The organism is Actinospongiicola halichondriae (genome assembly GCF_049103745.1).
GTDB lineage: Bacteria > Actinomycetota > Acidimicrobiia > Acidimicrobiales > Salinilacustritrichaceae > Salinilacustrithrix > Salinilacustrithrix halichondriae.
Genome location: NZ_CP171622.1, coordinates 2,452,277 through 2,477,779, shown reverse-complemented (window position 1 = coordinate 2,477,779; position 25,503 = coordinate 2,452,277). Strand labels below are relative to the sequence as shown.

The following is a 25,503-nucleotide window of genomic DNA, read 5'->3' as shown; positions in this document are numbered from 1 at the left end:
CCATCGATGACCGCGGTCGTGTTGGGAGTCGCCGGGGGGTCCGGTTCGGGGAAGACGAGCGTGGTCGACAAGATCGTGGCCGACGTCGGCGCCGCTCGCGTGTCGGTCCTCCGTCACGACCGCTACTACCACGATCTCGGTCACCTGCCGCTGGACGAGCGCCGCGGCGTCAACGTCGACCATCCGTCGGCGTTCGACGACGACCTCTTCGTCGACCACGTCCAGACCCTGGTCCGAGGCGCATCGGTGGACACCCCGCGGTACGACTATGCGACGTTCACGCGCGTCGACGGCCGGGACCGCGTCGAACCCAGTCCGGTGGTCCTGATCGAGGGCATCTTGTTGTTCGCTTCGCCCCGGATCCGAGACCTCGTGGACGTCAAGGTCTACGTCGACGCCGATGCCGATCTGCGGCTGCTCCGTCGCCTCCGACGCGACGTGCTCCACCGGGGGCGGTCGGTCGAGGACGTCATCACCCAGTACGAGCGCACGGTGCGCCCGATGCATCTCGAGTTCGTCGAGCCGTCGAAGCGATGGGCCGACGTGATCGTTCCGCGCGGCGTCGAGAACGTCGTCGGCGTCGACCTGGTGACGACCCGAGTCGAGTCGCTGCTCCGTTAGACGGTGGTGGTGCCCAGCTCGGGGTCGAGCGCGCTCTCGAGCGTGGGCTCGCTGACGTCGACGCCACGCAGTGCGAGGTCGATGGTCAGATCGGTGAAGACCTCGGCCATCTCGCCGCGGTAGCGGAGCTGGATCTCGTTCGAGTCGCGGTAGCGGCCGAACACACTGTTCTCCTCGAGGACCTCGAGGCCGGCGGAACGGGCATTGCGGACCCGGTCGGACGCGAGGATGAAGAGGTCGGCGTGGTCGGGCAGCGCGGACGAGAGTTCCTCGAGCGCGGCGAGGATCATGCCCTCTTCGATGGTGCCCGAGATCTCGCCGGACTCATCGGCCTCGAGACCGAGCATCTTGGCGGTGGTGAGCACATGCATCGGGGGTTCCTCCCTCGGAATATCCCGTCGAGAACTTCGGGTGTCACGATGCCGCCGTTCTGGCCGAACGACAACCTGCTGCACAGCGATTGTGCACCCTGTGAGACTTCTTCGCGCGCATCCATCTTCCTTCCGATGCTGCGTGGCCTCTTGGATGACGATCGCGGCGTGTCCGTTGCCACGTGCTCAGCGGCCAGACGCATCGGTCGTGGCCCGCCGTTTGTCGGCGTACATCGCTCGGTCGGCCCGACTGATGACTGCACGGACGTCGTCGTCGGCCTGGAGTGCCGTGAAGCCGACGCTCGCTCCTCCGGCACCACAGGTGGCCATCGACGCATCGACGCGCCGACGGAGATCCGATTGCGCATCCGGGGGGAGGTCGCCCATGAGCAGGACGAACTCGTCACCGCCCCAGCGTCCGGCGATGTCGCCGTCGCGGATCATGCCGCGGAGCGCCTCGCTGACCCGGACGAGGACCCGGTCGCCTTCGTCGTGGCCGTGGAGGTCGTTGACCCGCTTGAACGAGTCGAGGTCGATGAACGCAACCAACGAGTGCTCGCCCACGGTGATCCGCCGGGTGATCTCCCGTGAGAGCGAGGACCGATTGGTCAACCCCGTGAGGGCGTCTCGCGACGCTTCCTCGCGCCAGCGCGTCGACGAGGTGACGTCCTCGATGACCCCGGAGACCGTGCCGTCGGGGAGCGGGGCCTGGCAGCGGATGCGCAGCAGGCGGCCGTCCTCGGTCGGGCAGTCGATCGACACCTCGCCGTGTTCGGCAGCGTCGCGGACGACGGCGGTCCACTTGGTCCTCGCCGGGTCGAGGAACTCGTCGAAGCAGTTGGCGCCGCCGAGGAGCTCGCGGCAGGCCTCGTTGGTGAACTCGAACCAGCCATCGGGGTCGCAGACGAACACGCCGACCGGCAGCTCGCTCGCGAGATTGCGGAATCGCTCCTCGCTCGTGCGCAGTGCTTCCTCTGCTGCCAGCTGGGCCGAGATGTCGAGATCGTGGATCGTGACCGACCCGTCGGGCTCGGGCCGGCCGATCGATGCGAGCACCCAGGTCACCGCGCCTCCATCGGACACCACGCGTTGGCGCAGGGCTCTACCGGGTGACCCGCCCTCCACGACGTCGGCCCATGCGTCGAGGAGGCGTTCGTGGTCATCGGGGTGCACGAGGTCGAGACCGTTCATCCCCACGAGTTCGTCGGCGGTGCGGCCGTAGAGGTCGACGACCGTTCCCTCCGCCCGTTGGATCCGTCCGAGAGGTCCGATCCGGAGGATGCTCCAGCGAGCCGGCTCGTGCTCCATGGCCGTCGACTGAGGTGGGGGTGAGGCGACCGCGGGCTCGAGGGCGGTGACACCGACCAGGACCACGCCGATGCGAGGTTGGTCGATCAGGTTGCAGTAGTCGAACCGGCGATACGCCCAGCCATCGCCGACCCGGACCCAGGCGTCGACCGAGTAGACCCCGCCGGGATCGTTGATTGCGTTGACCCACGCCCGAGCGTTCTGTGGCCGGTCCCGGGTGTGGAGTCGGGACATGTGGTCCACGTCCTCCGGGCGACGATCACGATCGCCGCCGAGTGCCCCGGGCAGTGCCACGGCCCGTCCGTCGAGATCGCGCGCGATCAGCCGGTCGGCGAATGCGATCGCCGCCGGCAGATCTTCGCGGCCCACGGGGCGGACCCCGTCCTCTCCCGCCATCAGGGCACAGCATAGGAATTCTTCGCTGCCGGTGTCCCGAAGTGGACATTTCCGGCGGGGCCGGTCGACCTCAGTGATCGAACGTCACCGTCGGAAGTCGTCGGTCGAGCCACTCGGGGAGGTGCCAGGCACGTTCGCCGAGCAACCCGAGCAGGGACGGAACCAGCATCATCCGGATGACGGTGGCGTCGAGGAACACCGCCAGCGCGAGCGTGACACCGAGCTCGGTCGGCGGGATCGGGCCGGTCACGCCGAAGGCGATGAAGACCACGATCATGATGAGCGCGGCATTGGTGATGGGTCGACCGGTTCGGGCGATGCCTTCACGGACGGCGAGACGGGCGTCGCCGGTGGCGTCGCGCCGTTCCTTGATCGCGGCCAGCAGGAACAGTTGGTAGTCCATCGACAGGCCGAACAACAGGGCGAAGAAGAACAGTGGCGCCCAGGCGTCCACGAAGCCTTGGTGCTCGATCCCGAGCAGTGAGGCTCCGTAGCCGTGTTGGAAGACGAGCGTGGCGAAGCCGAAGCTCGCGGCGACCCCGATGAGGTTGAAGATGATGGACGAGACGGCGATCAGCGTGCTGCGGAAGACGACGAGGAGCAGCCCGAACGCCACGGCCATGATCAGCGCGATCGCCACGGGGGCCGTGCCGGTCAGCGCGCTGGTCAGGTCGGTGTTCTGGCTGCCGGGCCCGCCGAGTCGGGCATCGGGCAGTTCTTCCGCCAGGTCTGCGCGGAGCCGATGCACGAGGCTCGAGGTGGCTTCGTCGTCGACGGCGGTCGACGGGGAGACCCGGACCACGGTGCGGCCGGATTCCGCAGGCTCGGTGACGACACCGGCAGCGAGCACGCCGGGATCGGCGGCGGCGATCTCGACGACGCGGCCGGCGTCGTCGGCGGCGACGGTCACGAAGAGCGGTGCGGGTGCACCCGGTCCGAACGACTCGACGACGGCGTCGTAGCCGTCCCGGCTCTGTTCGCCGCGTTCGACGACACCGGCGGCGGGCATCCCGAGGCGCATCCCGAGCGCGGGAGCAGCCAGCACGAGCAGCAGGGTCACGCCGGCGACCAGGGTCACGACGGGGCGTCGCATCGCCGCCGCGGTCCAGCGTGCCCAACGGCCCTCGGCCGCCCGGTCGGGGTCCTCCTGTCCCCGGGTGACGAGCACCCGGTCGCCCATGGCGACGAGGATCGCCGGGAGAAGCGTGAGGGATGCGGCGGCGGTGGCGACGACCGAGAGGATCATGCCGAGCGCCATCGACCGGAAGACCATGACCGGGACGAGGAAGATGGCCGAGAGCGACAGGACCACGGTCAGCGCCGAGAGGAAGACGGCCTTGCCGGCGGTGGCCAGCGTGCCGGCAACGGCGTCGAGTGCGTCGTGTCCGTCCTCGCGCTCCTCTCGATAGCGCGAGACGATGAAGAGGCTGTAGTCGATGCCGACGGCAAGGCCGATCATCATCGAGAAGTTCATCGACCAGACCGACAGCGGCGTGAAGAGGGTCGCGAGGTGCAGGACGGCGAAACCGACGGCGATTCCGGCCAGTGCGAGCACGAGCGGGATCCCGGCGGCGATGGCCGATCCGAACGCCACGAAGAGGAGGAGGATGGTCGGGAGACCCGAGAGGAGTTCCGCTTTGTGGAGGGCCTCCTCGTTGCTCTCGTTGAAGTCGTGCCAGACGGCCCACTCGCCGGTGGTGTCGGCCTCTGCGCCGGCGGGCAACGGTGTGTCGGCGACGGTCGCCATCACCTCGCCGGCAGCATCGGGCAGGTCGGCGTCGTCGTCGGACTCGAGCCCCACCGGGATCAGCGCCGCCAGACCATCGGGACTGACGAGCCCGGCCTCGGCCGGTTGGGAGAGCGGATCGACGACCGACCTCGCGCCGGGCGAGGTCGCCAGCGCGTCGATCAGGGTCTGGATTCCTGACGGGTCGTCGGCGATCGGGACGTCCTGCCGGTAGGCCACGACGGCGGCCTCGGCCCCGAGTTGGGGGAAGTCGCTCCGGAGTTCGTCGCGCACCTCGAGTGCGGTGGAGCCCTGGGCCTCCCAGCCGGCGCCGGAGAGCGAGCGGGTCAGTGTCGCGGCCAGCGGCGCGGCGACGAGCACGACGAGCGCCCAGGCGATGATCGTGCGGCGACGGTGGCGGCCGGCGGCCCGTCCGAGACGGGCGAGGAGTCCGTCGGCCGAGGAGCGCGAGGAAGTCGTCGCATCCTCCATCGGGTCGGACGCGAGGGTTTCGAGAACTGGCATGTTGGCTCGTTTCGGGTCGAGGCTCGACGGGCGCAGAGGCGGGTCGGCCGGGAGGCGAACGGTTCGGGTTCTGGAAGGGACGAGGTGTCCCCGTTGGGCTCAGGCGAGCTTGGTGAACATCCGCTGGACGTCGGCGAGTTCGTAACCCTCGGCGGCGGAGCGCTCAGGATCTTCGAGGCACCAGGTGAGCCCGGCAGCCACGACGACGAACCCGGCCTGCTCGAGCGCCTTGTTGGCGGCCGACAGTTGGGTGACCACCTCTCGGCAGTCACGGCCCTCGGTCAGCATCTGTTGCAGTCCGCGGACCTGGCCTTCGATGCGGCGCAGTCGGCGGACCACGTCGGCAACGGTCTCCTCCGGAAGTTCCATGCGACGACTCTACCGATACCCCTAGGGGTATACAACCCTCATGTCGGTTCGCGCAGGAGGCGGGCGACCTCGGCCATCGATTCGCTCGAGGCCTCCGTGGTCTCGCCCCACGACTCGGCCATGCGCTCGCCGTACTCGCGGTCGCCCCCGGCGGCGTGGGCGAACCAGATGGCCAGCCGAGACTCCGCCCCCAGCGTACCGGTGGGATCGGCGACGTCGATCTGGCGCAGTTCGGAGGCGAGCCCTCGGTCTCGTCGCTTTCCGTCGCCCCCCGTCATCCGGCCGAGGATCTCGCGGCGCAGGTCGTCAGCTTCTCGGTTCGTGGCCCCGACCGCTCTGGTCAGATGACGGAAGATCGACCGCGACGTCGGATTGGATGCGCCGATGGCAGCGGCCGGAATCGGGGTGGGGGTCATGCAACGAGTATCTCGCTCCGACGGCGCAGCGCGAGAAGCCAGACGAGGAGTGTCCCGACGAGGCCGGCGACGAGCACTGGTGGCTGCGGGCTCGACCAGGCCTTCACGCTGGCCGACAGGAGGGCGGCGACCACGAGCATCGACCGGTGTCCCCACCGCCAGTGGACGGCGCCACCGAGCAGGGCGCGAGCTTCGATCGGCGCCACTCGTCGGACGATGGGAACCAGCAGCGCCAGGTTCGCTGCGAGGAACGGGATCTTGATCCACCACCATGCGGTCGTGCCGGCCTCGACCGAGGGGAGCACGCCCAATGCGTAGGCGATGCCGGCGACGGCCACTGCCGCGGTCATGTGCCAGAGGTAGACGGTCATGGCGACGACGTTGGCCGCCACCGTGAGACGCCAGGCTCGCTCCGAGCGCTCGAGCCATCGGGTCACCGCCGGAGCGAAGGCGGCGGCGGTGAACGAGTACGCGAATCCGTAGAGGAGCAGCGCAGTCGACGGGGGATGCGTCGGGCTCACGTCGAGCCCCCCGTGGTGGAGCATGACGGCGGGCCAGGGGCCGAGATGTACCGCGGCGATCGCGAGGGCCCAGCACGTCGAGGCGAGCACGGCCAGACGTCGACCGGTGGGGAGATGACCCGACTGCCAGGCGAAGCCCGCGACCTGGAATCCCAGCCAGCCGATCACCCAGTTGACCTGTGGGAGGACGGGCACGCCGGCGAGGTTGGCGGCTTCGGCGACCGCGAAGGTCGTGGCGAGAGCGGCCACCAGCCGCCGTGGATGGCTGCGGAACCATCGGAAGGTCAGGGGTGCCAGGGCGGTGTCGATGGTGTAGTTCGCCAGGAACCACAGCGGGATCGCTGCACCGACCGCTGCCATCGAGACGACGCCGTAGCCACCGAGGGCTGCTCCGACGGCGATCGCGCCCGCCCAGAACCCGGCCAGGGCGACTGCGGGCGTGACCATCCGGTGGAGGCGCGTCGCCACCCAGTCGGCGGGTCGGGTCCCCTTGCGCTCGGCCGAGCGGAGCGATGTCGCCGAGGCGAACCCGCCGACGAAGAAGAACAGGGGCATGACCTGCCCGATCCAGGTGATCCAGCCGTACTCCGGCGAGTAGTCGAGGAGGTTGCCACCCGAGAGTTCGCCGTGGTCGAGCACCGCCACCATCCCGAGCCAGTGCCCGACTGCCACGACGCCCATGGCGACGGCGCGGTAGAAGTCGACCGCTCGGTTCCGATCTGGTGGCGTCGCCGCCGCCACGTCGTGGGCGGGTGTGCCCGAGGGGGCGGACGAGGACCGAGCCGTGTCGTGCATGGACCCAGTGGGCCACGACGCTGTCCCTGCGACGATCCGGGGAACCCCCCAGCGGTCGCTGGGTCATCCGCACGGATGGCGTGGAGTGGGGTCGACAGCTCGTGAGCCATCGCGTGGACGAAGGTCGATCTCATCTGGTTGGCGGCCTCTGCCCGTGCGAGAGCGGTATGGCGTCTCGCCGCGCTCGACGTTCGAGCTGGTGTCACCGCAGACCGCGGGCGAGGTCAACCATCGGCTGGATCGTCGGCGCCGGGTGTGCTCGCTTCGAGCCATCGGGAGAGCCCACCCCGAGCGTCGGTGGCCGCGACGGAGAACCGCTCCATCAGCGGATCGAGATCGGTCTCGGGGTTGGCCACCTCCATCTCGCGACACACCAGGACGAGGGCGTCGGCGCCCAGCATCTGGCTCGTCGAGCGCAGCGTGTGACCGACGCGGTGGAGGACCTCGATGTCGGCATCGCGCCTGGCATCGACCAACGCGGCATGGCGCTTGTCGAGCTCGGCGAGATAGCTGGTGACCAACGAGGCGACGATGTCCCGGTCGCCGAGCTCGTCGACGAGCCGTTCGAGCTTCTCGCCGTCGACGCCGTCGCTGGACGACGTCGGTGTCCGGTGCCCTGTCGGCGCCCAGCGGTCGATCATCGTCGAGAGGTCGGCCAGCGCGACGGGCTTGGGGAGGAAGTCGTCCATGCCGGCGGCTCGGCACGCCGCTCGGTCTTCCGGCATGGCGCTGGCGGTCACGGCGACGACCGGCACGTGCGGTCGGTCGCCCTCGATGACCCGGAGGCGGCGGGTTGCCTCCAGTCCGTCGATGTCCGGGAGTTGCCAGTCCATGAGGACCACGTCGTAGCCGTGGTCGCTCGGCTCGAGCCGAGCGAGTGCGTCGGTGGCATCGGGAGCGATGTCGCAGTGGTGGCCGAGTCGAGCCAGTTGCTGGCGAACGAGGAACTGATTGGTCTCGTTGTCCTCGACCACCAGGATGGAGATCCCGGTGCTCGGGGGCGGCGCGACCACATCGGTGGGATCGACGTCCACCGTGAGTCCGGACGGTTCGAACGGGATCTCGAGATGGACGATCGTGCCGCCCCCTCGTCGGTCTTCGAGCCGGACGGATCCGCCCATCAGGTCGACGAGACCTCGGACCAGGGCGAGGCCGAGTCCGCTTCCGCCGACCGTGGAGCGGCTGCCTGGGAGCTGCGTGAAGGGCTCGAAGACCGCGGCGCGGGCCTCGGTCGGGATTCCAGGGCCCGTGTCCTCGACCCGGACGGCGAGCGTGCCGTGATCGGCGGTCACATGGACGAGGACCGAGCCCGCCGCGGTGAACTTCACGGCGTTGCCGACGACGTTGGTGAGGACCTGGTCGACACGGTGTCCGTCGAGACGGACCTCGCGTGGCGCAGACGGGTCGACGGTTGCCTCGATGCGGAGGTCCTGACCGTGGTCGGTCGCGGTGTGCCGTCGGACGACGGCGTCGACGAGGTCGCGGACGTCGACATCGTGGGGCTCGAGTGTCAGACCGTCGGCCTCGACCCGGGCGTGGTCGAGGAGATCGTCCACGGTCTCGCGGAGATGGCTGGCTTCGGCGGTTATGGCGTCCACGAACGATCGCTGCTCGGGGCTCAACTCCGACTGCTCGAGCAACTCCGCGAGCCCGAGGACAGCGTGCAGTGGGGTGCGGAGTTCGTGCGAGACGTTGGCGACGAACGCCGACCGTTGCTCGGCGAGTCGCAGCGCACGATCGCGCATCAGGACGAGTTCGCGCTCCTGGGCCTTGCGTTCGGTGACGTTTCTCGAGGTGAGGATGATGGCGCCGACGGCGGGGTCCTCCAGCAGGTTGACCACGGCGAGCTCGACGTCTTCGTAGTGACCCAACTGGTGACGGATCCGGAACTCCCCGTGCAGCTCGGCTCCAGGCTGGGCGAGCACCTCTGCGGAGAGGCGCGCGGCCTGGTCGATCTGATCGGGGTGCACGATGTCGAAGATCGACGTCCCGGTCCAGAAGTCGGCGGGGTAGCCGAGGATCTCGGTGTGGAATCCCGTGGTTCCACGGATGTCGCCGTCGGCGCTGATCAGCGTCACGGTCTCGGAGATGTTGGTCAACATCTTCGAGAGGCGCTCCTCGCTCTGCGAGACCTGCAACGCCAGCGCTCGCTCGGCGGTGACGTCGGTGATGACCGCGACGAGGGCGTGTGGTTGTCCAGAGCTGTCCCGCATGAGCGATGCGATGAGGTGCCCCGTGAACTCGGTCCCGTCCTTGCGTAGGTACCGCTTGTCGGTCTCGTACCGATCGAGTGAGCCCGACACGAGATCGGCGAGATGGTCGTCGGTCTCTCCACGGTCGTCGGGGCGCGTGAGATCGGCGATCCGCAGCCCGGACATCTCCTCCACGTCGTAGCCGAACAGGGCGGCGTAGAACGCGTTTCCGACGACCTGGGTGCCCTCGAGATCGATGACCGACCACGCAACCGGCGCCTGTCCAGCGACCGCCTGGAAGTCGAGATCGTCGGGCGAGAGCACGTGGCGAGGGTAGGTGTCGAAGGTCAAGGTCGGGGCTGGTGAACCTCAAGAACGGGTCAAGCGGAGACGGGTGTCAACTCTCCATCCGATAGCCGACGCCGCGCACCGTACGGACATGACTCGGGCCGTCACCGCGGTCGATCTTCTTGCGAAGGTTGGCGATGTGGACGTCGACCACGTGGTCGTCGCCGAACCAGTCCTCGCCCCACACGCGCTCGCGCAACACGGCCCGGCTGTGCACCATCCGCGGCCGTTCGGAGAGGACGTCGAGGATGTCGAACTCGATGCGTGTGAGCGCGACCGGTGCGCCGTCCACCTCGACCTCTCGCGCCAGGGGATGGACGGTGACGGCGCCGAACTCGCGCCTGTCGTCGCCGTCGTCGTGCTGCTGTTCGGTCGACACCCGTGGTCGTCGGAGCAGGGCCTCGACGCGCGCCGCAACTTCGCGTGGGGAGAAGGGCTTGGTGACGTAGTCGTCCGCACCGGTCTTGAGCCCCAGGACCCGGTCGAGCTCGTCGTCGCGCGCCGTGAGCATCAGGACGTACGCATCGGTGAACTCACGGAGCTGGCGACAGACCTCCATGCCGTCGATGTCGGGCAACGTGAGGTCGAGCACCACCAGGTCGGGTTCGTGTCGGTGCGCCTCGGCGACGGCGGACGTCCCGTCGACGGCCTCGTGAACCTCGTAGCCCTCCTTGCGGAGGAGTCCGCCGATCAGTTCGAGGAACTCGGGGGCATCGTCGACGACGAGCACCCGCCCCTTGGATCCCGTCGCTTCGTCACTCATGCGCTGCAGAGACTGTCACTTCCAGCGGATCGGCGGCGCGAAATGGTCACGGGTTCGCCAGTGGATCTCGTGACCGCAGCCGGTGGGGTCAGCGCGACATCATGCGGCCGACGGCGCCCATGAGTTCGTCGACCTGTTCTTCCGGGTCGGTCGGTCCGCCGCCGTCACCCATCAGGCAGTGGCGGGCGTGGCCGTCGAGCAGGCCGAGCGCGACCTTGTCGACGGCCGCACGGATCGCGTTGATCTGACTGAGGACGTCCATGCAGTAGCGGTCGTCCTCGACCATCTTGGAGACGCCTCGGACCTGCCCCTCGATCCGGGCGAGTCGCTTGGTGAGTTGGTCCTTGCTGGCGGTGTAGCCGCGAGCCATGGCTGCCTCCTGGCGCAGTCGGTGGATCGGTGGATCGGTGGGAGATGATACGAGGGCGGGGTATCAGCCGGCAGCGTCGAAGCGACGGAGTCGGAGACTGTTGGACACCACGAAGACGCTGGAGAGGGCCATGGCGCCGCCGGCCAGCATCGGGTTGAGCAGTCCGGCCGCGGCCAACGGGAGGGCAGCGACGTTGTAGGCGAACGCCCAGAACAGATTGCCCTTGATGGTGCCGAGGGTGCGCCGGGACAGCCGGATGGCGTCGGCCGCCGATCGGAGGTCACCGCGCACCAGCGTGATGTCGCTGGCCTCGATGGCAACGTCGGTGCCCGTGCCCATGGCGAGCCCGAGATCTGCGTGGGCGAGGGCCGCCGCATCGTTCACTCCGTCGCCCACCATCGCGACCACAGCGCCGCCTTCCTGGAGTCTGCGCACGACATCGACCTTGTCCTCGGGGAGCACTTCGGCGATGACCTCGTCGATGCCGACCTGCGACGCGACGGATCGCGCTGCCCGCTCGTTGTCACCGGTCACCAGGACCGGCCGCAGTCCGAGGGCGACCAGCTGGGCGACGGCGTCGACCGACGTGTCCTTGATCGTGTCGGACACCACGACGACACCGCGAGCCGTTCCGTCCCACCCGACCAGGACCGGGGTGCGCCCGGCGGCCTCGGCCGCGTCCTTGGCCTCTCGGAGCGTGGAGTCGAGATGCATGGCCCAGTCGTCGAGGAAACGCTCGCGGCCTGCGATGACGGCGTGGCCCTCGACCACGCCCTGTACGCCCAGCCCCTGGGTGTTGGCGAAGGACTCGACCGGGGCGAGTGCGATGCCTCGTTCGACGGCGCCGGCAGCGATGGCCCGGGCGATCGGGTGCTCGCTGGCGTCTTCGAGCGATCCGGCGAGACGGAGGACCTCGTCGATCGAGGTGCCGTCGGTCGCGATCACGTCGGCCAAGCCCATGTGCCCCGTGGTGACGGTCCCGGTCTTGTCGAGGACGATCGTGTCGACTCGACGGGTGGATTCGAGCACTTCGGGGCCCTTGATCAGGATGCCGAGCTGCGCTCCTCGGCCCGTGCCGACCATCAACGCCGTCGGCGTCGCCAGCCCGAGGGCGCAGGGGCACGCGATGATCAGGACGGCGACGCCGGCGGTGAAGGCAACGGTCGCGCTGTCGCCCTCCGCGGCGGCGAGCCAGAAGCCGAGCGTTGCGACGGCCAGCGTGATGACCACCGGCACGAAGACCGCGGAGACCCGATCGGCGAGACGTTGGACCGGCGCCTTGCCCGATTGGGCGTCCTCGACCAGCCTGGCGATCTGCGCCAATGCGGTGTCCGAGCCGACTCGAGTCGCTCGAACGACCAGTCGACCACCGGCGTTGACCGTGGCGCCGGCGACATCGTCGCCCGGTCCGGCCTCGACGGGGACGCTCTCGCCGGTGAGGAGCGATGCGTCGATGGCGGATGCCCCTTCGATGATCGTGCCGTCGGTGGCGATCTTCTCGCCCGGTCGGACGATGAACTCGTCGCCGACGGCGAGGCTGTCGATCGGGACCCTGACCTCGACGCCGTCGCGGATGACCGCGACATCCTTGGCCCCGAGTTCGAGCAGCGCCCGGAGTGCCGCGCCCGAGCGTCGCTTTGCGCGGCTCTCGAAGTACCGCCCGGCGAGGATGAACACCGTCACGCCGGCGGCGACCTCGAGGTAGACCTGACCGCTGCCGGCGCTGCGCTCTGCCGTCCAGGAGAAACCGTGGGTCATGCCGATCTCGCCCGCGGTCCCCAGGAACAGCGCATACAGCGACCATCCGGTCGCGGCCATCACGCCCACCGAGATGAGCGTGTCCATGGTGGCGGCGGCGTGCTTCGCGTTCGCCCACGCGGCACGGTGGAAGGGCATCGCGCCCCAGGTGACGACCGGAGCGGCGAGTGTCAGCGACAGCCATTGCCAGCCGTCGAACTGCAGCACGGGGAACATCGCGAGGACGATCACCGGAACGGCGAGCGCGAGCGAGACCCGCAGTCGGTTTCGCAGCGGAGCGGTCTCGTCGATGTCGCCGTCCGTTGCACCGTCCGCCACGGGCGCGGCAGGGGGGCGTGCGGTGTAGCCGGCGGCCTCCACCTGCTCGACGAGGTCGTCGATGGTGACGTCGGCGGGCATCGTGACCGTCGCCTTCTCGGTGGCGTAGTTGACGGTCGCGCTGACGCCCTCGAGTTTGTTGAGGCGCTTCTCGACACGAGCGGCGCACGATGCGCACGTCATGCCACCGATCGCCAGGTCGATGGAATCCGCGGAGTGGGTCGGTGTCGCCATGGTCGTCATCCGTGTCCGTGGTCGGTGTTCGCGACGAAGCGTGCAGTGCGGACCGTGTCGTCGTGCAGGAAGTCGAAGTAGAGCGTGTAGCTGCCCGGGGACGGGACGTCGATGACGAAGCGGACCGAGCCGCCGTCGGAGTCGACGGGGTCGGCGCGGAGGCGTCCGAGGTCGCCGTCCGGCAGTACGACGAGGTGCCCGGCAGCGCCGAGGTGGAGGTCGGTCTCGATGGGCGCATCGTCGCGAGTCACGCGCACCACGACCTCGGACTCCTCGCCGGGCACGAGGTCGCCTTCGAGGGTCAGGTCGTACCCGTCCACCGACGCAGCCGAGGTCGGGGTCGGGGCGCCGTCCTCGTGGATCTCGCGGTCTGCGGTGTGGTCAGCGCCGTGTTCGTCGGCCCCGACGTCGATCGGCCCGACGGCAGCGCCGATGGCAGCGCCCCCGCCCAGTGCCGCTCCGAGCAGGAGTGCGAAGGCGCCGAGCTTGGCGCCAGCGTTCACGTGCCGACCTCGTAGCCCGCTTCGTCGATCGCCGCAGCGAACTGCTCGTCGGTGATCGGTGCTTCGGACTCGACGGTGACCCGGCCGGTGGCGAGGTCGACGTCGACCGTGCCGACGCCTTCGATCGACGCGACCTCGGATCGAACGGCGGCGACGCAGTGGTCGCACGTCATCCCGACGACGGTGTGCGTGGTGGTGACGGTCATGGGTGGTTCCTTCCGGATGTGATGACGCTCCTACACCTATACCTACTAGGGGTATCAGTCAATTCCTCCCTCACGGCATGATTCGTTGTCGTGAGGGGAGCCCACTAGACCTCGGAGATGCCTTCGCGACCAGAACTCCACGCTTCGAAGAAGGGTGTGCTCCTCTCCGTCAGGGTGGAGCCTGGCGCAGGCTCGACCACCATCGTGGGTCGGCACGGCGATGCCGTGAAGGTCCGTGTGGGGGCGCCGCCGACCGATGGGCGGGCGAACGAGGCCGTTCTCGCCCTGATCGCGAAGGAGTTCGGACTCTCCGTGGGGGACGTCGCGATCACGTCCGGGCACACGAGTCGGACCAAGCGGGTGTCGCTCGGCGATCTCGACCTGGCGACGGCGGCGCGTCACCTCGATCGCATCCTCGGCGAGGACGCCCGACGCTGACGGCGTGAGCCTCAGATGGCGACGGCGACGCAGCGGACGAGGGCCAGGCGATCCTCCTCCACGTTCCGTTTGAGGTTCGCGCCCTTGGTCGGCATGTCCGTGATGAGGAGGTGCAACCCGAGGTGTCTGTCGGGTGAGGGACCGGCGGCGAGCGATGCGTAGAAGCCGACGGCCTCGGCGGTGAGGTCCTCCCACAGTCGGATCTCGAAGCCGGCGCCGGTGACGAGATCGCGGGTCTCGTCGGCCGTCGCCAGTGCACTCGCCGACGGGTCTTCGGCCCAGGGAACGGGGAAGTGGATCGGCTGGTTCGGTCCGCTGAGCAGGTCGAAGAAGGCGAGTCGTCCGCCGGGGCGCACGACACGGCGCATCTCCTGGAAGAGCCGGGCTTTGTCCGCGATGTTCATGGAGACGTGCTGTGTCCAGACGACGTCGAAGGAGGCGTCGGGCACCGGGAGTGCGAGCGCATCGCCCTGACGGATCTCCACCTGATCGCTGAGCCCGACGCGACGTGTGAGGTCGGTTGCGACGTCACACAGTTCCTGGGTGAGGTCGACGCCCAGGACGTGGCACCCGTGCGCACGCGCCAGGTGGCGTGCCGGTCCGCCGAGCCCACTTCCCACGTCGATCACCCGGTCGGTCGCGGTGATCGCCGCTGCCTCGGCGAGGGCGATCGTGGCGACCCGGCCGAAGGTGTGGAACTCCTCGGCCGGCGTCAGCGCGTCGGGGTCGAGGTCGTCGGGGTCGAAACCGTCGGCGACCAGCGCGTCGAGCACGGCTTGCTGGAGACCGCCGCGGGAGTAGTTGGCCTGGACGTTCTCGGTCATGCCGTCTCCCGCTCGTTGGTGCTTCGCGGAGCATCGCACATCCACGGCGGGATGTCATCGGTTTCAACGCCCGGCCACCCGATACATATTCCCTGCTCAGGGGTTGTTTCTCGGCCGTCGATGGCGCAGGATCGAACGCTCCTGATCTCGAGCGGTGAGAGTGGACATGTCCGGCGCGTCGAACGAACTGCAGACCGAGCGCGCGTACCTCCGCGCCGCGCACGCCCGGGTCCTGCAGCTGCGTGATCGAGCGGTGCTCGTGGCCGAGCACGCAGGCTCGCGAGCGGAGGTCGCCGATCTCGAACCCGACGCCCTCTTCGCTCGCGACGTGGCCATCAGCCACGCCGTGCACCGAGCGGGGATGTTCGACATCGCCCCCGACCGGCTGTGCGTCGGTCGCATCGACGGCGACCTCGTCGGTGAGGCCGACACCACCCTGTACATCGGGCGCGTGTCGGTGACCGACGAGGCGGGTGACCCGATGGTGGTCGACTGGCGTGCGCCGGTCGCCGCTGCCTTCTACCGGGCGCGTCCAGGCGATCCGATGGGTGTGGTCCGGCGTCGTCACTTCCGGTGGCGGGACGGGTCGCTCGTGGGGCTCGACGACGAGATCGTCGACAGCAGCGCGATCGACGGTGCGTCACTCCACCTCGTGGGTGAAGGCGCTCTGCTCGCGGCACTGAGCGCGCCGAGAACCGGTCGGATGGACGACATCGTCGGGACCATCCAGGCCGACCAGGACCGGATCATCCGACGGCCGGCTCGTGGGATCACCATCGTCCAAGGCGGTCCGGGCACGGGGAAGACGGCCGTCGCGCTCCATCGGGCGGCCTACCTGCTGTACGAACTCGCGGGACGGGGCGATCAGTCGGCGGTGCTCTTCATCGGCCCCAACCGCACGTTCCTGCGCTACGTCGGCGACGTCGTTCCGTCGCTGGGCGAGGACCAGGTCGTCCTCGCGACCGCGGCCGACATCGGCCCCGCCGTCGACGTGTCGATCGTCGATGAGGACGATGTCGCCCGGATCAAGGGCGATCCTCGGATGGCCGAGGTCCTCGGGAGAGCGGTGCGCGGATTCCAGCAGGCGGGACGCGAAGTCATCGAGGTCCCGTGTGGTCGCTATCTGTTGAAGCTCGAGCCCGACGACGTCCGCAAGATCGTGCGGCGAGCTCGCCGTCGCCCCGGCACCCACAACGAGCGCGCCGCAGAGGTCCATGCCGAGTTACGCGACCTGGTGTTGAGTGCGCTCCGACGGCGGGTGCGGGGTGAGCTCGAGCGGCGTGGTTCGGGTGAGGAGATCGGGCGCGTCGGTGCGACCGTCGACCGTGACGCATTCCGCGCGCTGTGCGATCGGGTGTGGCCTCGTCTGCGGCCCACCGAACTGCTCGCGAGGCTGCTGCGCTCGCCCGTGCGGCTTCGTCATGCGGGACGGGGCGTCCTGGACGACGACGAGATCGCCCTGCTCCATCGGCCGAGGTCCTCCGGCTGGAGCGAAGGCGACGTCGCGCTGCTCGACGAGTTGGACGAGCTGCTCGGTCGGAAGGAGTCCATGGCCGGCGGCGCGAGCGGCGACCGGGCCGAGGATCTCGCCGGAGCATCGTTCCAGCTCGTCGAACATGCGTTGTCGGAGGAGATGCAGGCGGCGCTCGACGATCGCAGTGCCGACTGCCCACGTTGCGAGCTGGAGATGACCTACGGGCGGGCTGACGACGGGACGCTCACGCTCACCTGCACCAACTTCCGCTGCGGCGGCACGTACCCGGCGTACGAGATCATCGGCGATCCCGACGCGCAGTTGCTGAACGCGATCATGGAAGAGCTGTCGGACCGGTACGCCGACGTCGACGACAGCCAACCACGGATCGCCGACCGCTACTACGCCCACGTCGTGGTCGACGAGGCGCAGGACGTCTCGGCCATGCAGTGGCGGGCGATCCTGCGACGGAGCCCGACCCGCTCGCTGACCGTGGTCGGCGACCTCGACCAGGCGAGCCAGCCGTGGTCGATCCGCGACTGGGGGGTGGTGGACACGTCGGCCGGTTCGTCGGATGCCGAACGCATCGACCTGACGGTCAACTACCGCACCCCGTCCGAGGTGATGGAGTACGCCGCCGACCGGATCTCGGCGTTGGGCGGATCGGTCTCACGGTCGTCGTCCGTGCGGTCGTCGGGTGTCGCCCCGGTGGAGCGAACGGGTTCTGCCCGCGAGATCGAGGCGATCCTGGCCGAGGCCAGGGCCGAACTCGGCGGCGAGGGCACCGTGGTCGCGGTCGTTCCCGACGCGCTCGCCGACCCCGGCCGCGACGACATCCTCACGGCCACGGAGACCAAGGGACTCGAGTTCGACGGTGTCGTGCTCTTCGCTCCGGATCAGATCGCGGCGGAGTCGGCCCGCGGGATGCAGCGGCTCTACGTCGCGCTGACCCGCACCACCCGTCTCCTGTGGGTCATCGACCGCGCCTGACGGCATCCAGCGGGGATTCGAAGGATCGTGTGGTCCCACTAGCGTCGTAATCGCTGTGCCAGGCCCCGTCCAACCGGCGGGATTCGACGAGTCCAGACGAGGACCGATGAGCGACACTCTCCCGCGCCCACCACTGCGTCGCCAGCCGGGACTGCTCCGACGTCTCTTCGAGGATCCGTCGCCGGTTCTCGATGAGCTGTGCGAGGAGCTCGGACCCGTCTACGGGTTCGGCGTCGGCCCGGTTCGCATGGCCGTCGTCGGCGACCCGACCGCCCTCCGTGAGCTGTTCGCCATGCCCACCGAGTCGTTCCGTTGGAACCACAAGTTCAACGTCCTCGGGTTCGTCGTCGGACCGGGGTCGATGATCGTGTCCGACGGCCCCGACCACACGCGTCGTCGCAAGTCGGTGCAGACGGCCTTCAGCCGACGCCGACTGAACGGGTGGATACCAACGATCGTCGAACGCACCGATGCAGCGATCGACCAGTTGCTCGCCGACACCAGTGCAGGCGGCACCGAGACCGACATGTATCCGGTCGGCCGAGCGCTCGTGCTCGACATCGTGGTCCGCGCCCTCTTCGGGCCGCGAATGGCGCCGCACACCACCACCATCGGCCAACTCTTCGAACGACCGCAGGCGTATCTCGAGTCGTCGTTCGTCAGCCAGTTGCCCCACCCGTTCCCGTACACCAAGCGGGCGCGGGTGGCGGCTGACCGTCGGGCACTCGACGAGATCATCGACGGCGAGATCGCCGAACGTCGTCGCAACCCATCCGGCGACCCGAACGACGTCCTCGAGGCCCTTGTGGTCGACGGCTCGCTGGACGACTCCGAGATCCGCGACCAGGTCGTGACGCTGATCGGTGCGGGGTACGACACGACCAGTGCCTCGCTGGCATGGATGCTCACCCTCTGTGCTCGTGCCCCCGAGGTCTGGAAACGGCTGGGGGAGGAGGCGGATGCCGTGTTCGGAACGCCCGAGGACGGAACGACGAGCGGACCGGACCACATGACACTGGCACGGCTCGAGTTCGCCGACCGCACGATGCACGAGACGTTGCGACTCCACCCCGCCGGTGTGATCAGCCCGCGGGAGGCGGCGACGGACATTGTCGTCGGTGGCCACCGCATCCCCGAGGGAACGCTGATCCTGTGGTCGGCGCACCTCGCGGGGCGTGACGCCACGGCGTGGACCGATCCGCTCGAGTTCCGCCCCGACCGGTTCGTCGAGGCGACCGGCGAGCAGAAGGCGCTCGCCGACATCTCGTGGGTGCCGTTCGGACGAGGCGCTCGCAACTGCATCGGCTTCGCCCTCGCACAGATGGAACTGACGCTCATCGTCGCTCGGATGGCGCAACGACTGTCGATCACCGCGTCGGGACCGGTACCGGCGCCCTCGGGCATGGTCGTGAACCGTCCGTCGGGTGGGGCACCGATGCAGGTCTCGCCCAGGAGCGCGAGCTGACATGGCGACCCCGAGATCGTGGAGTTGATCGACGTCGACGAGCTCGAGCCCACGCGCTACTGGCCGGCCGACCTTCATCAGTAGACACCGAGCGGACGATGCCGACGGGACGTCCTAGGCCGGCAGGTGGGGTGGGAAGCCGAACCGGGCGAAGGCCTCGATGTCGAGGAACGAGTGGACGGCCGACACCCGGTCGTCACGGAGTTCGAGGACCTGGATGGCCCACGGTGCGTGGCCGCCGTTCGGGTCGACGCGGTACTGGGCGAACGCCGGACAGCCGTTGGCATGGGCGACGAGCATCCGCGACCCGGCGCACTCCGCGCCAGGACCGGTCCACCAGGCGAGCACGTCGTCGCGGCCCTGGAGCCACATGGCGTAGGGCGGCATGCTCTGGATCACGTCGTGGTGCATGAGTTGCGCCAACGCGTCGACGTCGTACCGCTCGAACGCATCCAGGTAGCGGACCAGCAGTTGCTCCTGGTCGGCGGTGAGCGGGCCGGTCGGGGCTTCGCTGGTCTCGGCCATCGTGGCGCGTGCTCGTTGGAGCGCGCTGTTGACCGAGGGCACGGTCGCGTCGAGGAGTTCTGCGACCTCGGTTGCCGGCCAGCGGAGCACGTCACAGAGCACGAGCGCCGCCCGTTGACGCGCAGGAAGGCGTTGCAGGGTCGCGACGAACGCCAGGCGGATCGTCTCGCGGGTCGCAGCGACCTCGGCCGGGTCGCCGTCGAGATCGAGGACGTCTTCATCCGGGATCGGCGTGATCCACGCGTGCTCGGGGAGGACGTCGGAGAGATGGACCGGGTCCGGGGTGCGGACCGGCCCGAGGTCCATGGGGCGTGCCCGGCGTTGCGGGCTGCGGCCCATGTCGATGCACACGTTGGTGGCGATCCGGAACAGCCACGAGCGGACGCTGGAGCGACCCTCGAACCGGTCGGCCGCTCTCCAGGCGTTGACCATGGTCTCCTGCACGGCATCCTCGGCCTCGGCCCCGGAACCGAGCATCCGATAGCAGTAGCCGGTGAGTGCCCGCCGGTGGATCTCGAGGTGCTCCGGTGCGAGCTCGTCGAACGCTGCGGTCATCTGGCTCATCGTAGGTCTGCTCCGGTCCGGTGGGTCGCGGGTGGTTCGTCGGTGAGAAGGGAGCCGACGCCGGCGAGCACCAGGAGGTCGCGGAGGTCGTCGGAGGCGCCTTCGATCCGCACCCGACAGCCGAGGCGTCGAGCGGCGAGCGCGAGCCGACACAGGTCGCCGACGTCGTCGAGGTCTGGTGTCGACACGGTCGGGTCAGCCGTCGGCGGCGGCCTGGATGGCGGCGATGTCGATCTTGGACATGCTCAGCATCGCCTCGAACGCTCGACGTGCCCGTTCAGGGTCCGGGTCGGCCATCAACGCGGCCAGGTCGTCGGGAACCACCTGCCACGAGAACCCGAAACGGTCCTTGAGCCAGCCGCACTGGCTGGTCTGACCGCCGGCGGACAACGCCTCCCAGTAGTGGTCGACCTCCTCCTGGTCTTTGCAGTCGATGAGCAACGAGACCGCCTCGGAGAACGTGAACATCGGTCCTCCGTTGATCGCGGTGAACGGCTTCCCGTCGAGGGAGAAGTCGACCGTCACCACGGTGCCCGGTTCGCCGGGGCCGGCCTCGCTGTAGTGAGCCACCCGGGTGATCTCGGAGTTCGGGAAGATCGAGCAGTAGTACTCGGCGGCCTCCATCGCCTCGGTGTCGAACCAGAGGTTCGTGATGAAACGCGGCATCAGGCCTCCTCGAACGACGGCATCGGCGGGACCTCGCCGGGCCGGTAGGTGCAGACGAGCACGCCGCTCCCGGCCTGCTCGACCGAGACGAGTTCGAGCGCTCGCATCTCGCCGTCGTCGGGGAAGATCGACTTGCCGCCACCGAGGAGGACAGGCTCGACCATCAACAGGAGCTCGTCGACGAGGCCAGCCTGGAGCAGCGGGGTGGTGAGTCGGCTCGAACCCATGACTGACAGCGTCCCGCCGGGCTTCGCCTTGAGGTCGGCAACTGCCGTCATCGGGTCGCCGGTGAGGAGGTGGGAGTTCTCCCACGTGAGATCGTCCTCGCCGAGGGTGGACGACACCACGTACTTGGGGAACGCGTTCATGCGGTCGGCGAAGGGATCGCTTCCGGCCCGCTCGGGCCACGCCGCAGCCATCGTCTGCCAGGTCCGGCGCCCGAAGAGCAGGGCTTCGGTGTCGGTCATGGCCGCATCGATCGCGCCGCCCATGATCTCGGGGTCGAACCAGGGCATGGACCACCCGCCGTGGGCGAAGTCGCCGTCGGTGTCCTCGTCGCGACCACCGGGAGCCTGGATGACGCCATCGAGGCTCATGAACTGTGAGACGACGAGTCGCATCAGGCGTTCTCCTCGGCTTCGACGTTGATCATCCAGTTCACACCGAATCGGTCGCGGCAGGTCCCGAACAGCGGCGACCAGAACGAGGTGTCGAGGGGCATGCCGATCTCGCCGCCGTCGGCGAGCGCGTCGAACATGCGACGTGCGTCGTCGGCATCGGTCGTCGTGATGTTGATGGAGATGCCCGTGACGCCCTTGCCGTCGCCGGTCGGGTCATCGGACGCCAACAGCACCTCACCGTCCGGGAGAACGAGTGCGGCGTGCATGACGTAGCCCTCGGGGGCCTCGAACGGCATCTGCTCGCGGTCCTCGGCCGGGACGCTGTCGAGCCCGAGGATGTCGAGCTTGCCACCGAAGATCTCCTGGTAGCGGGTCATCGCCTCGCGGGCGGTGTCGGTGAAGAACAGATAGGGCTGCAGGGACACGGGATCCTCCGTCGTTCGGGGTGGGTACGAGAACAGAGACGGAGCGCGTCCCCCGAACTCATCGGTACCCCACGAGAATGTCGGAGATCGCGGCGCTTCAGCGTGTCGCCCGGCCCGAGTCCGCTCCGGGTTCGAGCAGTGCGTCGTCTGACGCGTAGCCCGGTCCTGCGGTGGCGCGGACCGCACGGAGTTCGAGTCGCTCGTCGCACGCACTGCAGGTCAGCGCAGCATGGGTTCTGCTTCCGCAGGTGGTGTGGACCAGTTCGATCGGCTCGTTGCCCTCGCCGAGCACCCACTCATCGCCCCACTGGCGCAGTGTCGTCATCACCGGCCAGATCGCTCGACCCTTGTCCGTGAGCCGGTAGTCGAAGCGGCCACGGGCCTCGTCGTAGGGCTCGCGTCGCAACATGCCGTGGTCGACCAGTGTGTCGAGGCGAGTGGCGAGCACGTTGCGGGCGATGCCGAGGCGTTGCTGGAAGTCCTCGAATCGTGTGACCCCGAAGAAGCAGTCCCGCAGGATCAGCATCGTCCACCACTCGCCGATGATCTCCAACGAGCGGGCGATCGAGCAGTTCATGTCTTCGAAGGAGGCGCGGCGCACGAAGACGAGGGTACGGCTCTGGGTTGCATGATGCAATGCTCTGTGTCATTGTCAGTTGCATGAAACAACTCAAGAACTCGACGGAGTCGCCGACGGCGGGAGTCTCGTGGCCGATCTTCGCTGTCACGGTCGCGGCGGCATTCATGGTCGCTCTCGATCTCTCGATCGTGAACGTGGCGTTCCCGTCCATCCGCACGTCGTTCGTCGACGTGTCGAACGCAACGCTCTCGTGGGTACTCGCTGCGTACAGCGTGGTGTTCGGCGCGTTGTTGCTGGGTGCCGGGCGGATCGCCGACCGGTCCGGACGGCGCCGGATCTTCCTCACCGGCCTCGCGGTCTTCGCGCTGGGATCCCTCGTGTGTGGTGCAGCGCCGACAGTGCTGGTGTTGATCGGCGGAAGGGCGGTCCAGGCTGTTGGCGCGGCATTGCTCATGCCGGCGTCGTTGGCGCTCCTGCTCGCTGCGACCGCGCCGCGAGCCCGCGCGCAGGTGGTGGCCATGTGGGGCGGCATCTCCGCATTGGCGGTGGCGACGGGGCCGTCGCTCGGCTCGCTACTCATCGATGCGGGTGGATGGCGGTGGGCGTTCCTCGTCAACCTCCCCATCGTCATGATGGTGGGCGCGCTCACCCGCCGGATCGTTCCCGAATCGCAGACGGGCGGTCCGCTCCCCGACCTGGTCGGCATCGGCATCGTGACCGCCGCCGTCGGCGCGCTCGCGTTGGCGATCACCCAGGGCTCCGACTGGGGTTGGTCGAGCGTCTCGGTCGTCACGCTCTTCGGTCTCAGCGTCGGACTGCTGCCGGTGGTGATCGCCCGATCTCGACGCCACGACGCTCCAGCCATCGACCTCGACCTGTTCCGGATTCGAACTGTGGCGATCGCCAATGCGGCGACGCTGCTCTATGCGATCGGGTTCTTCGGCATGTTGTTGGCGAACGTGTTGTTCCTCACCTCGGTGTGGGGGTACTCGACGCTCGCCGCTGGATTGGCGATCACTCCTGGCCCGCTCGTCGTGGCCGTCCTCAGTGGTCCCGCCGGCAGGCTCGCTGGTCGGCACGGCTACGCGTCGGTCCTCGTGGCCGGCGGTGTCATCTTCGCCGCAGGTCTCGCCTGGTACGTCGTGCTGGTGGGGGAGGAGGCGCAGTTCCTCACGCATTGGCTTCCGGGATCGCTGCTGGTCGGCGTCGGTGTGGCGCTGTCGTTCCCCGTCCTCAGCGCTGCGGCTGTGGCGGATGTCCCGCCGGAGCGCTTCGCCGTCGGTGGAGCGATGAACCAGACCGCTCGCCAACTCGGAGCGGTGGTGGGAGTGGCGGTCCTCATCGCAGTGCTCGGTACGCCCACATCGACCGCGCAGGCCCTCGACCGGTTCCGCTCGGCGTGGGTGGTCGCCATCGTCGCCGTGCTCGCTTCGGCGGGAGTGTCGTCGCTCCATCGACGAGCGGCGGCCGTGGTCGAGCCGATGGTCACTGCGGGGGGAGTGACATGACCGGACTCCTGGACTCCAGTCCCGCTGCCTCGACCGGACGAGTGCTGCTCGACGCGATCCGCACCGGCGAGCTTCCACCACCGCCGGCCGCCGAACTGCTGCGGCTCGACCTCGAGGTGGTCGGCGACGGTCTGACGGTCTTCGGGTTCGACGCCGACCCGGCGTACGGAAATCCGGGCAACGTGCACGGCGGCATCCTCTCGGCCGTCGCCGACTTCGCCGTCACCACCGCGGTCTGGACGCAGGTGGACGCAGGCGCCGACATCGTCACCGCAGATCTGCATGTGAGCTTCCTGCGAGGCATCTCGCTCGACGGCGCTCGCTACCAGTGCACGGGATCGGTGCTCCACCTCGGGCGGACCCAGGCGAACGCGACGGCGGCGATCACGTCGGCTGACGGGGTACTCCACGTCCACGCGCTGGCGACGTGCCGGATCCGAGGCTGATGGCGTGCTCGCGCTGGCACGGGCGATCGTGCACAATGCTGGGATGACTTCGACGGCTGGTGCTCCCTGTGTCCGGTGACGCGTCCATGCGCGCCTACGCCGCCACCCTGCCGATGCCGGAGTTCGAGAGCACGGCGTTCACGCCCCTCGACAAGCCGCTCTCGGAGGCCCGGGTCGCCATCGTGACCTCGGCGGCGCTCCATCGGCCGGATCAGGAGCGGTACTCGCAGGGCGACACGGGATTCCGTGCGCTCGATCGTGGCGACCGCGACCTGGTGCTCGGTCACTGGAGCCCGAACTTCGACCACACCGGTTTCCAACTCGATCTGAACGTGGTCTATCCGATCGACCGACTCGAGGAACTCGCCGCCGACGGCGTCATCGGTTCCGTCGCTCCTCGGCACTTCGCCTTCGCCGGGAACCAACCCGACACGGTCAGTGAAATCCGCCTCGACACCGGCCCCGCCTGTGCCGCCGAGCTCTCCGCCGACGCCGTCGACGTGGTGCTGCTCACCCCGGTCTGACCGCTCTGTACGCGTACCGTGAGTACGCTCGCCCATGTCTTCGAAGCCGCCGGTCTGACGACGATCGTCCTCGCGTCGATGCGCGAGGTGGCCGAGAAGATGCACCCGCCGAGGACGCTCTACTGCGAGTTCCCACTCGGTCGTCCTCTCGGGAAGCCCGGCGATGCCGAGTTCCAACGCGAGGTCATCGAACGAGGTCTCGCACTCCTCGACGCCACCGAACCGGTGCTCGAGACGCATCCCGCGGTCATCGAGTCCGACGAGACGCCGATGGCCTGCGCCATCCCACCGCGCTTCGATCCCGACCTCCCTCCTGCCGTCGACGAGGCACAGGGGCTGCGCGCCGCGTACGACCGGGCGCTGGCCTCGCACGGTGCGACCTCGGTCGGTCGCGCCATCGACGCGGACACGATCCCCGCTGCTCTCGATGCGCTCCACAAGTGGGGGAGCGGCGCAGCGTGGAAGGACGTGCCCCTCCCCGGCAAGAACACGGTCGCGGTCGTGCACGACATCCGCGCCTACTACGAGGAGGCGGGCCTCGAGTTGGTCGACGGTCCTGCGCCCGGTGGCAGAGCGGCCGAAGCGTGGTTCTACGAGGCGACCGAAGCCGGGAAGACGGTCATGGCGGCTCGGGCAGAACTGAAGAACCAGGAGGCGCCGTTCCCGTTCTGGTTCTACATGGCGCCAGCGCACCGCTGACGGCCGGTCCGGAAC

27 protein-coding genes are annotated in these 25,503 nt (G+C 68.8%); 8 read left to right on the top strand and 19 right to left on the bottom strand.

Going from position 1 to position 25,503, the window contains the following annotated elements; translation table 11 throughout:
* Nucleotides 1-6 precede the first annotated feature (6 nt).
* Entirely contained in the window at nucleotides 7-621 is a 615-nt protein-coding gene (gene udk, locus AB8619_RS12255; RefSeq protein WP_436792916.1) for a uridine kinase, read from the top strand.
* Here the strand turns inward: udk and AB8619_RS12250 are convergent.
* The 12 genes from AB8619_RS12250 to AB8619_RS12195 all read right to left on the bottom strand — a co-directional run bounded on the left by AB8619_RS12250 (nucleotide 618) and on the right by AB8619_RS12195 (nucleotide 13,740).
* The gene (locus AB8619_RS12250; RefSeq protein WP_436792915.1) at nucleotides 618-992 is read right to left on the bottom strand and encodes a hypothetical protein; all 375 of its coding nucleotides are present in this window, start codon (nucleotides 990-992) and stop codon (nucleotides 618-620) included. The genes udk and AB8619_RS12250 overlap by 4 nt on opposite strands.
* Before the next feature lie 186 nt (nucleotides 993-1,178).
* Nucleotides 1,179-2,696 (bottom strand): sensor domain-containing diguanylate cyclase, encoded by a 1,518-nt coding sequence (locus tag AB8619_RS12245; protein ID WP_436792914.1) that lies wholly within the window; start codon nucleotides 2,694-2,696, stop codon nucleotides 1,179-1,181.
* Between the two features lie 70 nt (nucleotides 2,697-2,766).
* The gene (locus tag AB8619_RS12240; protein ID WP_436792913.1) at nucleotides 2,767-4,947 is read right to left on the bottom strand and encodes an MMPL family transporter; all 2,181 of its coding nucleotides are present in this window, start codon (nucleotides 4,945-4,947) and stop codon (nucleotides 2,767-2,769) included.
* 99 nt (nucleotides 4,948-5,046) lie between these two features.
* The gene (locus tag AB8619_RS12235) at nucleotides 5,047-5,316 is read right to left on the bottom strand and encodes a metal-sensitive transcriptional regulator (RefSeq protein WP_436792912.1); all 270 of its coding nucleotides are present in this window, start codon (nucleotides 5,314-5,316) and stop codon (nucleotides 5,047-5,049) included.
* 38 nt (nucleotides 5,317-5,354) lie between these two features.
* Complete coding sequence (locus AB8619_RS12230; RefSeq protein ID WP_436792911.1) at nucleotides 5,355-5,732, bottom strand: hypothetical protein; 378 nt, start codon at nucleotides 5,730-5,732, stop codon at nucleotides 5,355-5,357.
* Entirely contained in the window at nucleotides 5,729-7,048 is a 1,320-nt protein-coding gene (locus AB8619_RS12225) for an acyltransferase family protein (RefSeq protein ID WP_436792910.1), read from the bottom strand. Before AB8619_RS12225 ends, AB8619_RS12230 begins: the two co-directional genes overlap by 4 nt.
* Before the next feature lie 224 nt (nucleotides 7,049-7,272).
* A complete protein-coding gene (locus tag AB8619_RS12220) occupies nucleotides 7,273-9,564 on the bottom strand; it encodes a PAS domain S-box protein (RefSeq protein WP_436792909.1) in 2,292 nt (763 codons plus the stop codon).
* 73 nt (nucleotides 9,565-9,637) lie between these two features.
* A complete protein-coding gene (locus tag AB8619_RS12215) occupies nucleotides 9,638-10,351 on the bottom strand; it encodes a response regulator transcription factor (protein WP_436792908.1) in 714 nt (237 codons plus the stop codon).
* An 88-nt stretch (nucleotides 10,352-10,439) separates the two neighbouring features.
* Nucleotides 10,440-10,721 carry a metal-sensitive transcriptional regulator gene (locus AB8619_RS12210; protein ID WP_436792907.1) on the bottom strand — a complete coding sequence of 94 codons (282 nt, stop codon included), beginning with the start codon at nucleotides 10,719-10,721 and terminating at the stop codon, nucleotides 10,440-10,442.
* Between the two features lie 63 nt (nucleotides 10,722-10,784).
* On the bottom strand, nucleotides 10,785-13,040 hold the full coding sequence (locus tag AB8619_RS12205) for a heavy metal translocating P-type ATPase (RefSeq protein ID WP_436792906.1): 2,256 nt from the start codon (nucleotides 13,038-13,040) through the stop codon (nucleotides 10,785-10,787).
* Complete coding sequence (locus AB8619_RS12200; protein ID WP_436792905.1) at nucleotides 13,037-13,534, bottom strand: hypothetical protein; 498 nt, start codon at nucleotides 13,532-13,534, stop codon at nucleotides 13,037-13,039. The genes AB8619_RS12205 and AB8619_RS12200 overlap by 4 nt, the downstream gene beginning before the upstream one ends.
* Nucleotides 13,531-13,740, bottom strand: a complete 210-nt coding sequence (locus tag AB8619_RS12195; protein ID WP_436792904.1) for a heavy-metal-associated domain-containing protein — start codon at nucleotides 13,738-13,740, stop codon at nucleotides 13,531-13,533. Before AB8619_RS12195 ends, AB8619_RS12200 begins: the two co-directional genes overlap by 4 nt.
* Before the next feature lie 117 nt (nucleotides 13,741-13,857).
* Here AB8619_RS12195 and AB8619_RS12190 point away from each other — a divergent pair, with 117 nt between their 5' ends.
* Nucleotides 13,858-14,178, top strand: a complete 321-nt coding sequence (locus AB8619_RS12190; protein WP_436792903.1) for a DUF167 domain-containing protein — start codon at nucleotides 13,858-13,860, stop codon at nucleotides 14,176-14,178.
* An 11-nt stretch (nucleotides 14,179-14,189) separates the two neighbouring features.
* Here the strand turns inward: AB8619_RS12190 and AB8619_RS12185 are convergent, their stop codons facing one another.
* The gene (locus AB8619_RS12185) at nucleotides 14,190-15,002 is read right to left on the bottom strand and encodes a class I SAM-dependent methyltransferase (RefSeq protein ID WP_436792902.1); all 813 of its coding nucleotides are present in this window, start codon (nucleotides 15,000-15,002) and stop codon (nucleotides 14,190-14,192) included.
* 166 nt (nucleotides 15,003-15,168) lie between these two features.
* Here AB8619_RS12185 and AB8619_RS12180 point away from each other — a divergent pair, with 166 nt between their 5' ends.
* Together AB8619_RS12180 and AB8619_RS12175 are read left to right on the top strand one after the other, a co-directional pair.
* Entirely contained in the window at nucleotides 15,169-17,466 is a 2,298-nt protein-coding gene (locus AB8619_RS12180; RefSeq protein ID WP_436792901.1) for a HelD family protein, read from the top strand.
* A gap of 106 nt (nucleotides 17,467-17,572) precedes the next feature.
* Nucleotides 17,573-18,931, top strand: coding sequence for a cytochrome P450 (locus AB8619_RS12175; RefSeq protein WP_436792900.1), 1,359 nt, complete (start codon nucleotides 17,573-17,575; stop codon nucleotides 18,929-18,931).
* A gap of 114 nt (nucleotides 18,932-19,045) precedes the next feature.
* On the opposite strand, the gene AB8619_RS12170 is transcribed toward AB8619_RS12175, so the two are convergent.
* The 6 genes from AB8619_RS12170 to AB8619_RS12145 form a co-directional block, all read right to left on the bottom strand.
* The gene (locus AB8619_RS12170; protein WP_436792899.1) at nucleotides 19,046-20,011 is read right to left on the bottom strand and encodes a sigma-70 family RNA polymerase sigma factor; all 966 of its coding nucleotides are present in this window, start codon (nucleotides 20,009-20,011) and stop codon (nucleotides 19,046-19,048) included.
* 5 nt (nucleotides 20,012-20,016) lie between these two features.
* Nucleotides 20,017-20,208 carry a hypothetical protein gene (locus AB8619_RS12165; protein ID WP_436792898.1) on the bottom strand — a complete coding sequence of 64 codons (192 nt, stop codon included), beginning with the start codon at nucleotides 20,206-20,208 and terminating at the stop codon, nucleotides 20,017-20,019.
* A gap of 7 nt (nucleotides 20,209-20,215) precedes the next feature.
* Nucleotides 20,216-20,686 (bottom strand): VOC family protein, encoded by a 471-nt coding sequence (locus tag AB8619_RS12160; RefSeq protein WP_436792897.1) that lies wholly within the window; start codon nucleotides 20,684-20,686, stop codon nucleotides 20,216-20,218.
* The gene (locus AB8619_RS12155; protein WP_436792896.1) at nucleotides 20,686-21,306 is read right to left on the bottom strand and encodes a dihydrofolate reductase family protein; all 621 of its coding nucleotides are present in this window, start codon (nucleotides 21,304-21,306) and stop codon (nucleotides 20,686-20,688) included. Before AB8619_RS12155 ends, AB8619_RS12160 begins: the two co-directional genes overlap by 1 nt.
* Nucleotides 21,306-21,731, bottom strand: coding sequence for a VOC family protein (locus AB8619_RS12150; RefSeq protein ID WP_436792895.1), 426 nt, complete (start codon nucleotides 21,729-21,731; stop codon nucleotides 21,306-21,308). Before AB8619_RS12150 ends, AB8619_RS12155 begins: the two co-directional genes overlap by 1 nt.
* A 97-nt stretch (nucleotides 21,732-21,828) precedes the next feature.
* The gene (locus AB8619_RS12145; RefSeq protein WP_436792894.1) at nucleotides 21,829-22,332 is read right to left on the bottom strand and encodes a winged helix-turn-helix transcriptional regulator; all 504 of its coding nucleotides are present in this window, start codon (nucleotides 22,330-22,332) and stop codon (nucleotides 21,829-21,831) included.
* A gap of 59 nt (nucleotides 22,333-22,391) precedes the next feature.
* Between AB8619_RS12145 and AB8619_RS12140 the strand changes: the two genes are divergently transcribed.
* The 4 genes from AB8619_RS12140 (at nucleotide 22,392) to AB8619_RS12125 (ending at nucleotide 25,488) form a co-directional block, all read left to right on the top strand.
* Nucleotides 22,392-23,819, top strand: a complete 1,428-nt coding sequence (locus tag AB8619_RS12140; protein ID WP_436792893.1) for an MFS transporter — start codon at nucleotides 22,392-22,394, stop codon at nucleotides 23,817-23,819.
* On the top strand, nucleotides 23,816-24,265 hold the full coding sequence (locus AB8619_RS12135) for a PaaI family thioesterase (protein ID WP_436792892.1): 450 nt from the start codon (nucleotides 23,816-23,818) through the stop codon (nucleotides 24,263-24,265). Before AB8619_RS12140 ends, AB8619_RS12135 begins: the two co-directional genes overlap by 4 nt.
* 86 nt (nucleotides 24,266-24,351) lie before the next feature.
* Nucleotides 24,352-24,789: a glycine/sarcosine/betaine reductase selenoprotein B family protein gene (locus AB8619_RS12130; RefSeq protein WP_436792891.1), complete on the top strand. Its 438-nt coding sequence runs from the start codon at nucleotides 24,352-24,354 to the stop codon at nucleotides 24,787-24,789.
* Nucleotides 24,790-24,807: 18 nt separating this feature from the next.
* On the top strand, nucleotides 24,808-25,488 hold the full coding sequence (locus AB8619_RS12125) for a hypothetical protein (protein ID WP_436792890.1): 681 nt from the start codon (nucleotides 24,808-24,810) through the stop codon (nucleotides 25,486-25,488).
* Nucleotides 25,489-25,503: the final 15 nt, after the last annotated feature.

What these genes read in the sequence shown, in the direction of transcription:
- AB8619_RS12175 (WP_436792900.1), top strand. Translation starts at nt 17,573, where the DNA reads ATGAGCGACACTCTCCCGCGCCCACCACTGCGTCGCCAGCCGGGACTG.
- AB8619_RS12210 (WP_436792907.1), bottom strand. Translation starts at nt 10,721, where the DNA reads ATGGCTCGCGGCTACACCGCCAGCAAGGACCAACTCACCAAGCGACTC.
- AB8619_RS12205 (WP_436792906.1), bottom strand. Translation starts at nt 13,040, where the DNA reads ATGACGACCATGGCGACACCGACCCACTCCGCGGATTCCATCGACCTG.
- AB8619_RS12225 (WP_436792910.1), bottom strand. Translation starts at nt 7,048, where the DNA reads ATGCACGACACGGCTCGGTCCTCGTCCGCCCCCTCGGGCACACCCGCC.
- AB8619_RS12245 (WP_436792914.1), bottom strand. Translation starts at nt 2,696, where the DNA reads ATGGCGGGAGAGGACGGGGTCCGCCCCGTGGGCCGCGAAGATCTGCCG.
- udk (WP_436792916.1), top strand. Translation starts at nt 7, where the DNA reads ATGACCGCGGTCGTGTTGGGAGTCGCCGGGGGGTCCGGTTCGGGGAAG.
- AB8619_RS12160 (WP_436792897.1), bottom strand. Translation starts at nt 20,686, where the DNA reads ATGCCGCGTTTCATCACGAACCTCTGGTTCGACACCGAGGCGATGGAG.
- AB8619_RS12215 (WP_436792908.1), bottom strand. Translation starts at nt 10,351, where the DNA reads ATGAGTGACGAAGCGACGGGATCCAAGGGGCGGGTGCTCGTCGTCGAC.
- AB8619_RS12135 (WP_436792892.1), top strand. Translation starts at nt 23,816, where the DNA reads ATGACCGGACTCCTGGACTCCAGTCCCGCTGCCTCGACCGGACGAGTG.
- AB8619_RS12195 (WP_436792904.1), bottom strand. Translation starts at nt 13,740, where the DNA reads ATGACCGTCACCACCACGCACACCGTCGTCGGGATGACGTGCGACCAC.
- AB8619_RS12130 (WP_436792891.1), top strand. Translation starts at nt 24,352, where the DNA reads ATGCGCGCCTACGCCGCCACCCTGCCGATGCCGGAGTTCGAGAGCACG.
- AB8619_RS12240 (WP_436792913.1), bottom strand. Translation starts at nt 4,947, where the DNA reads ATGCCAGTTCTCGAAACCCTCGCGTCCGACCCGATGGAGGATGCGACG.
- AB8619_RS12230 (WP_436792911.1), bottom strand. Translation starts at nt 5,732, where the DNA reads ATGACCCCCACCCCGATTCCGGCCGCTGCCATCGGCGCATCCAATCCG.
- AB8619_RS12185 (WP_436792902.1), bottom strand. Translation starts at nt 15,002, where the DNA reads ATGACCGAGAACGTCCAGGCCAACTACTCCCGCGGCGGTCTCCAGCAA.
- AB8619_RS12140 (WP_436792893.1), top strand. Translation starts at nt 22,392, where the DNA reads ATGAAACAACTCAAGAACTCGACGGAGTCGCCGACGGCGGGAGTCTCG.
- AB8619_RS12250 (WP_436792915.1), bottom strand. Translation starts at nt 992, where the DNA reads ATGCATGTGCTCACCACCGCCAAGATGCTCGGTCTCGAGGCCGATGAG.
- AB8619_RS12190 (WP_436792903.1), top strand. Translation starts at nt 13,858, where the DNA reads ATGCCTTCGCGACCAGAACTCCACGCTTCGAAGAAGGGTGTGCTCCTC.
- AB8619_RS12235 (WP_436792912.1), bottom strand. Translation starts at nt 5,316, where the DNA reads ATGGAACTTCCGGAGGAGACCGTTGCCGACGTGGTCCGCCGACTGCGC.
- AB8619_RS12155 (WP_436792896.1), bottom strand. Translation starts at nt 21,306, where the DNA reads ATGCGACTCGTCGTCTCACAGTTCATGAGCCTCGATGGCGTCATCCAG.
- AB8619_RS12180 (WP_436792901.1), top strand. Translation starts at nt 15,169, where the DNA reads ATGTCCGGCGCGTCGAACGAACTGCAGACCGAGCGCGCGTACCTCCGC.
- AB8619_RS12170 (WP_436792899.1), bottom strand. Translation starts at nt 20,011, where the DNA reads ATGACCGCAGCGTTCGACGAGCTCGCACCGGAGCACCTCGAGATCCAC.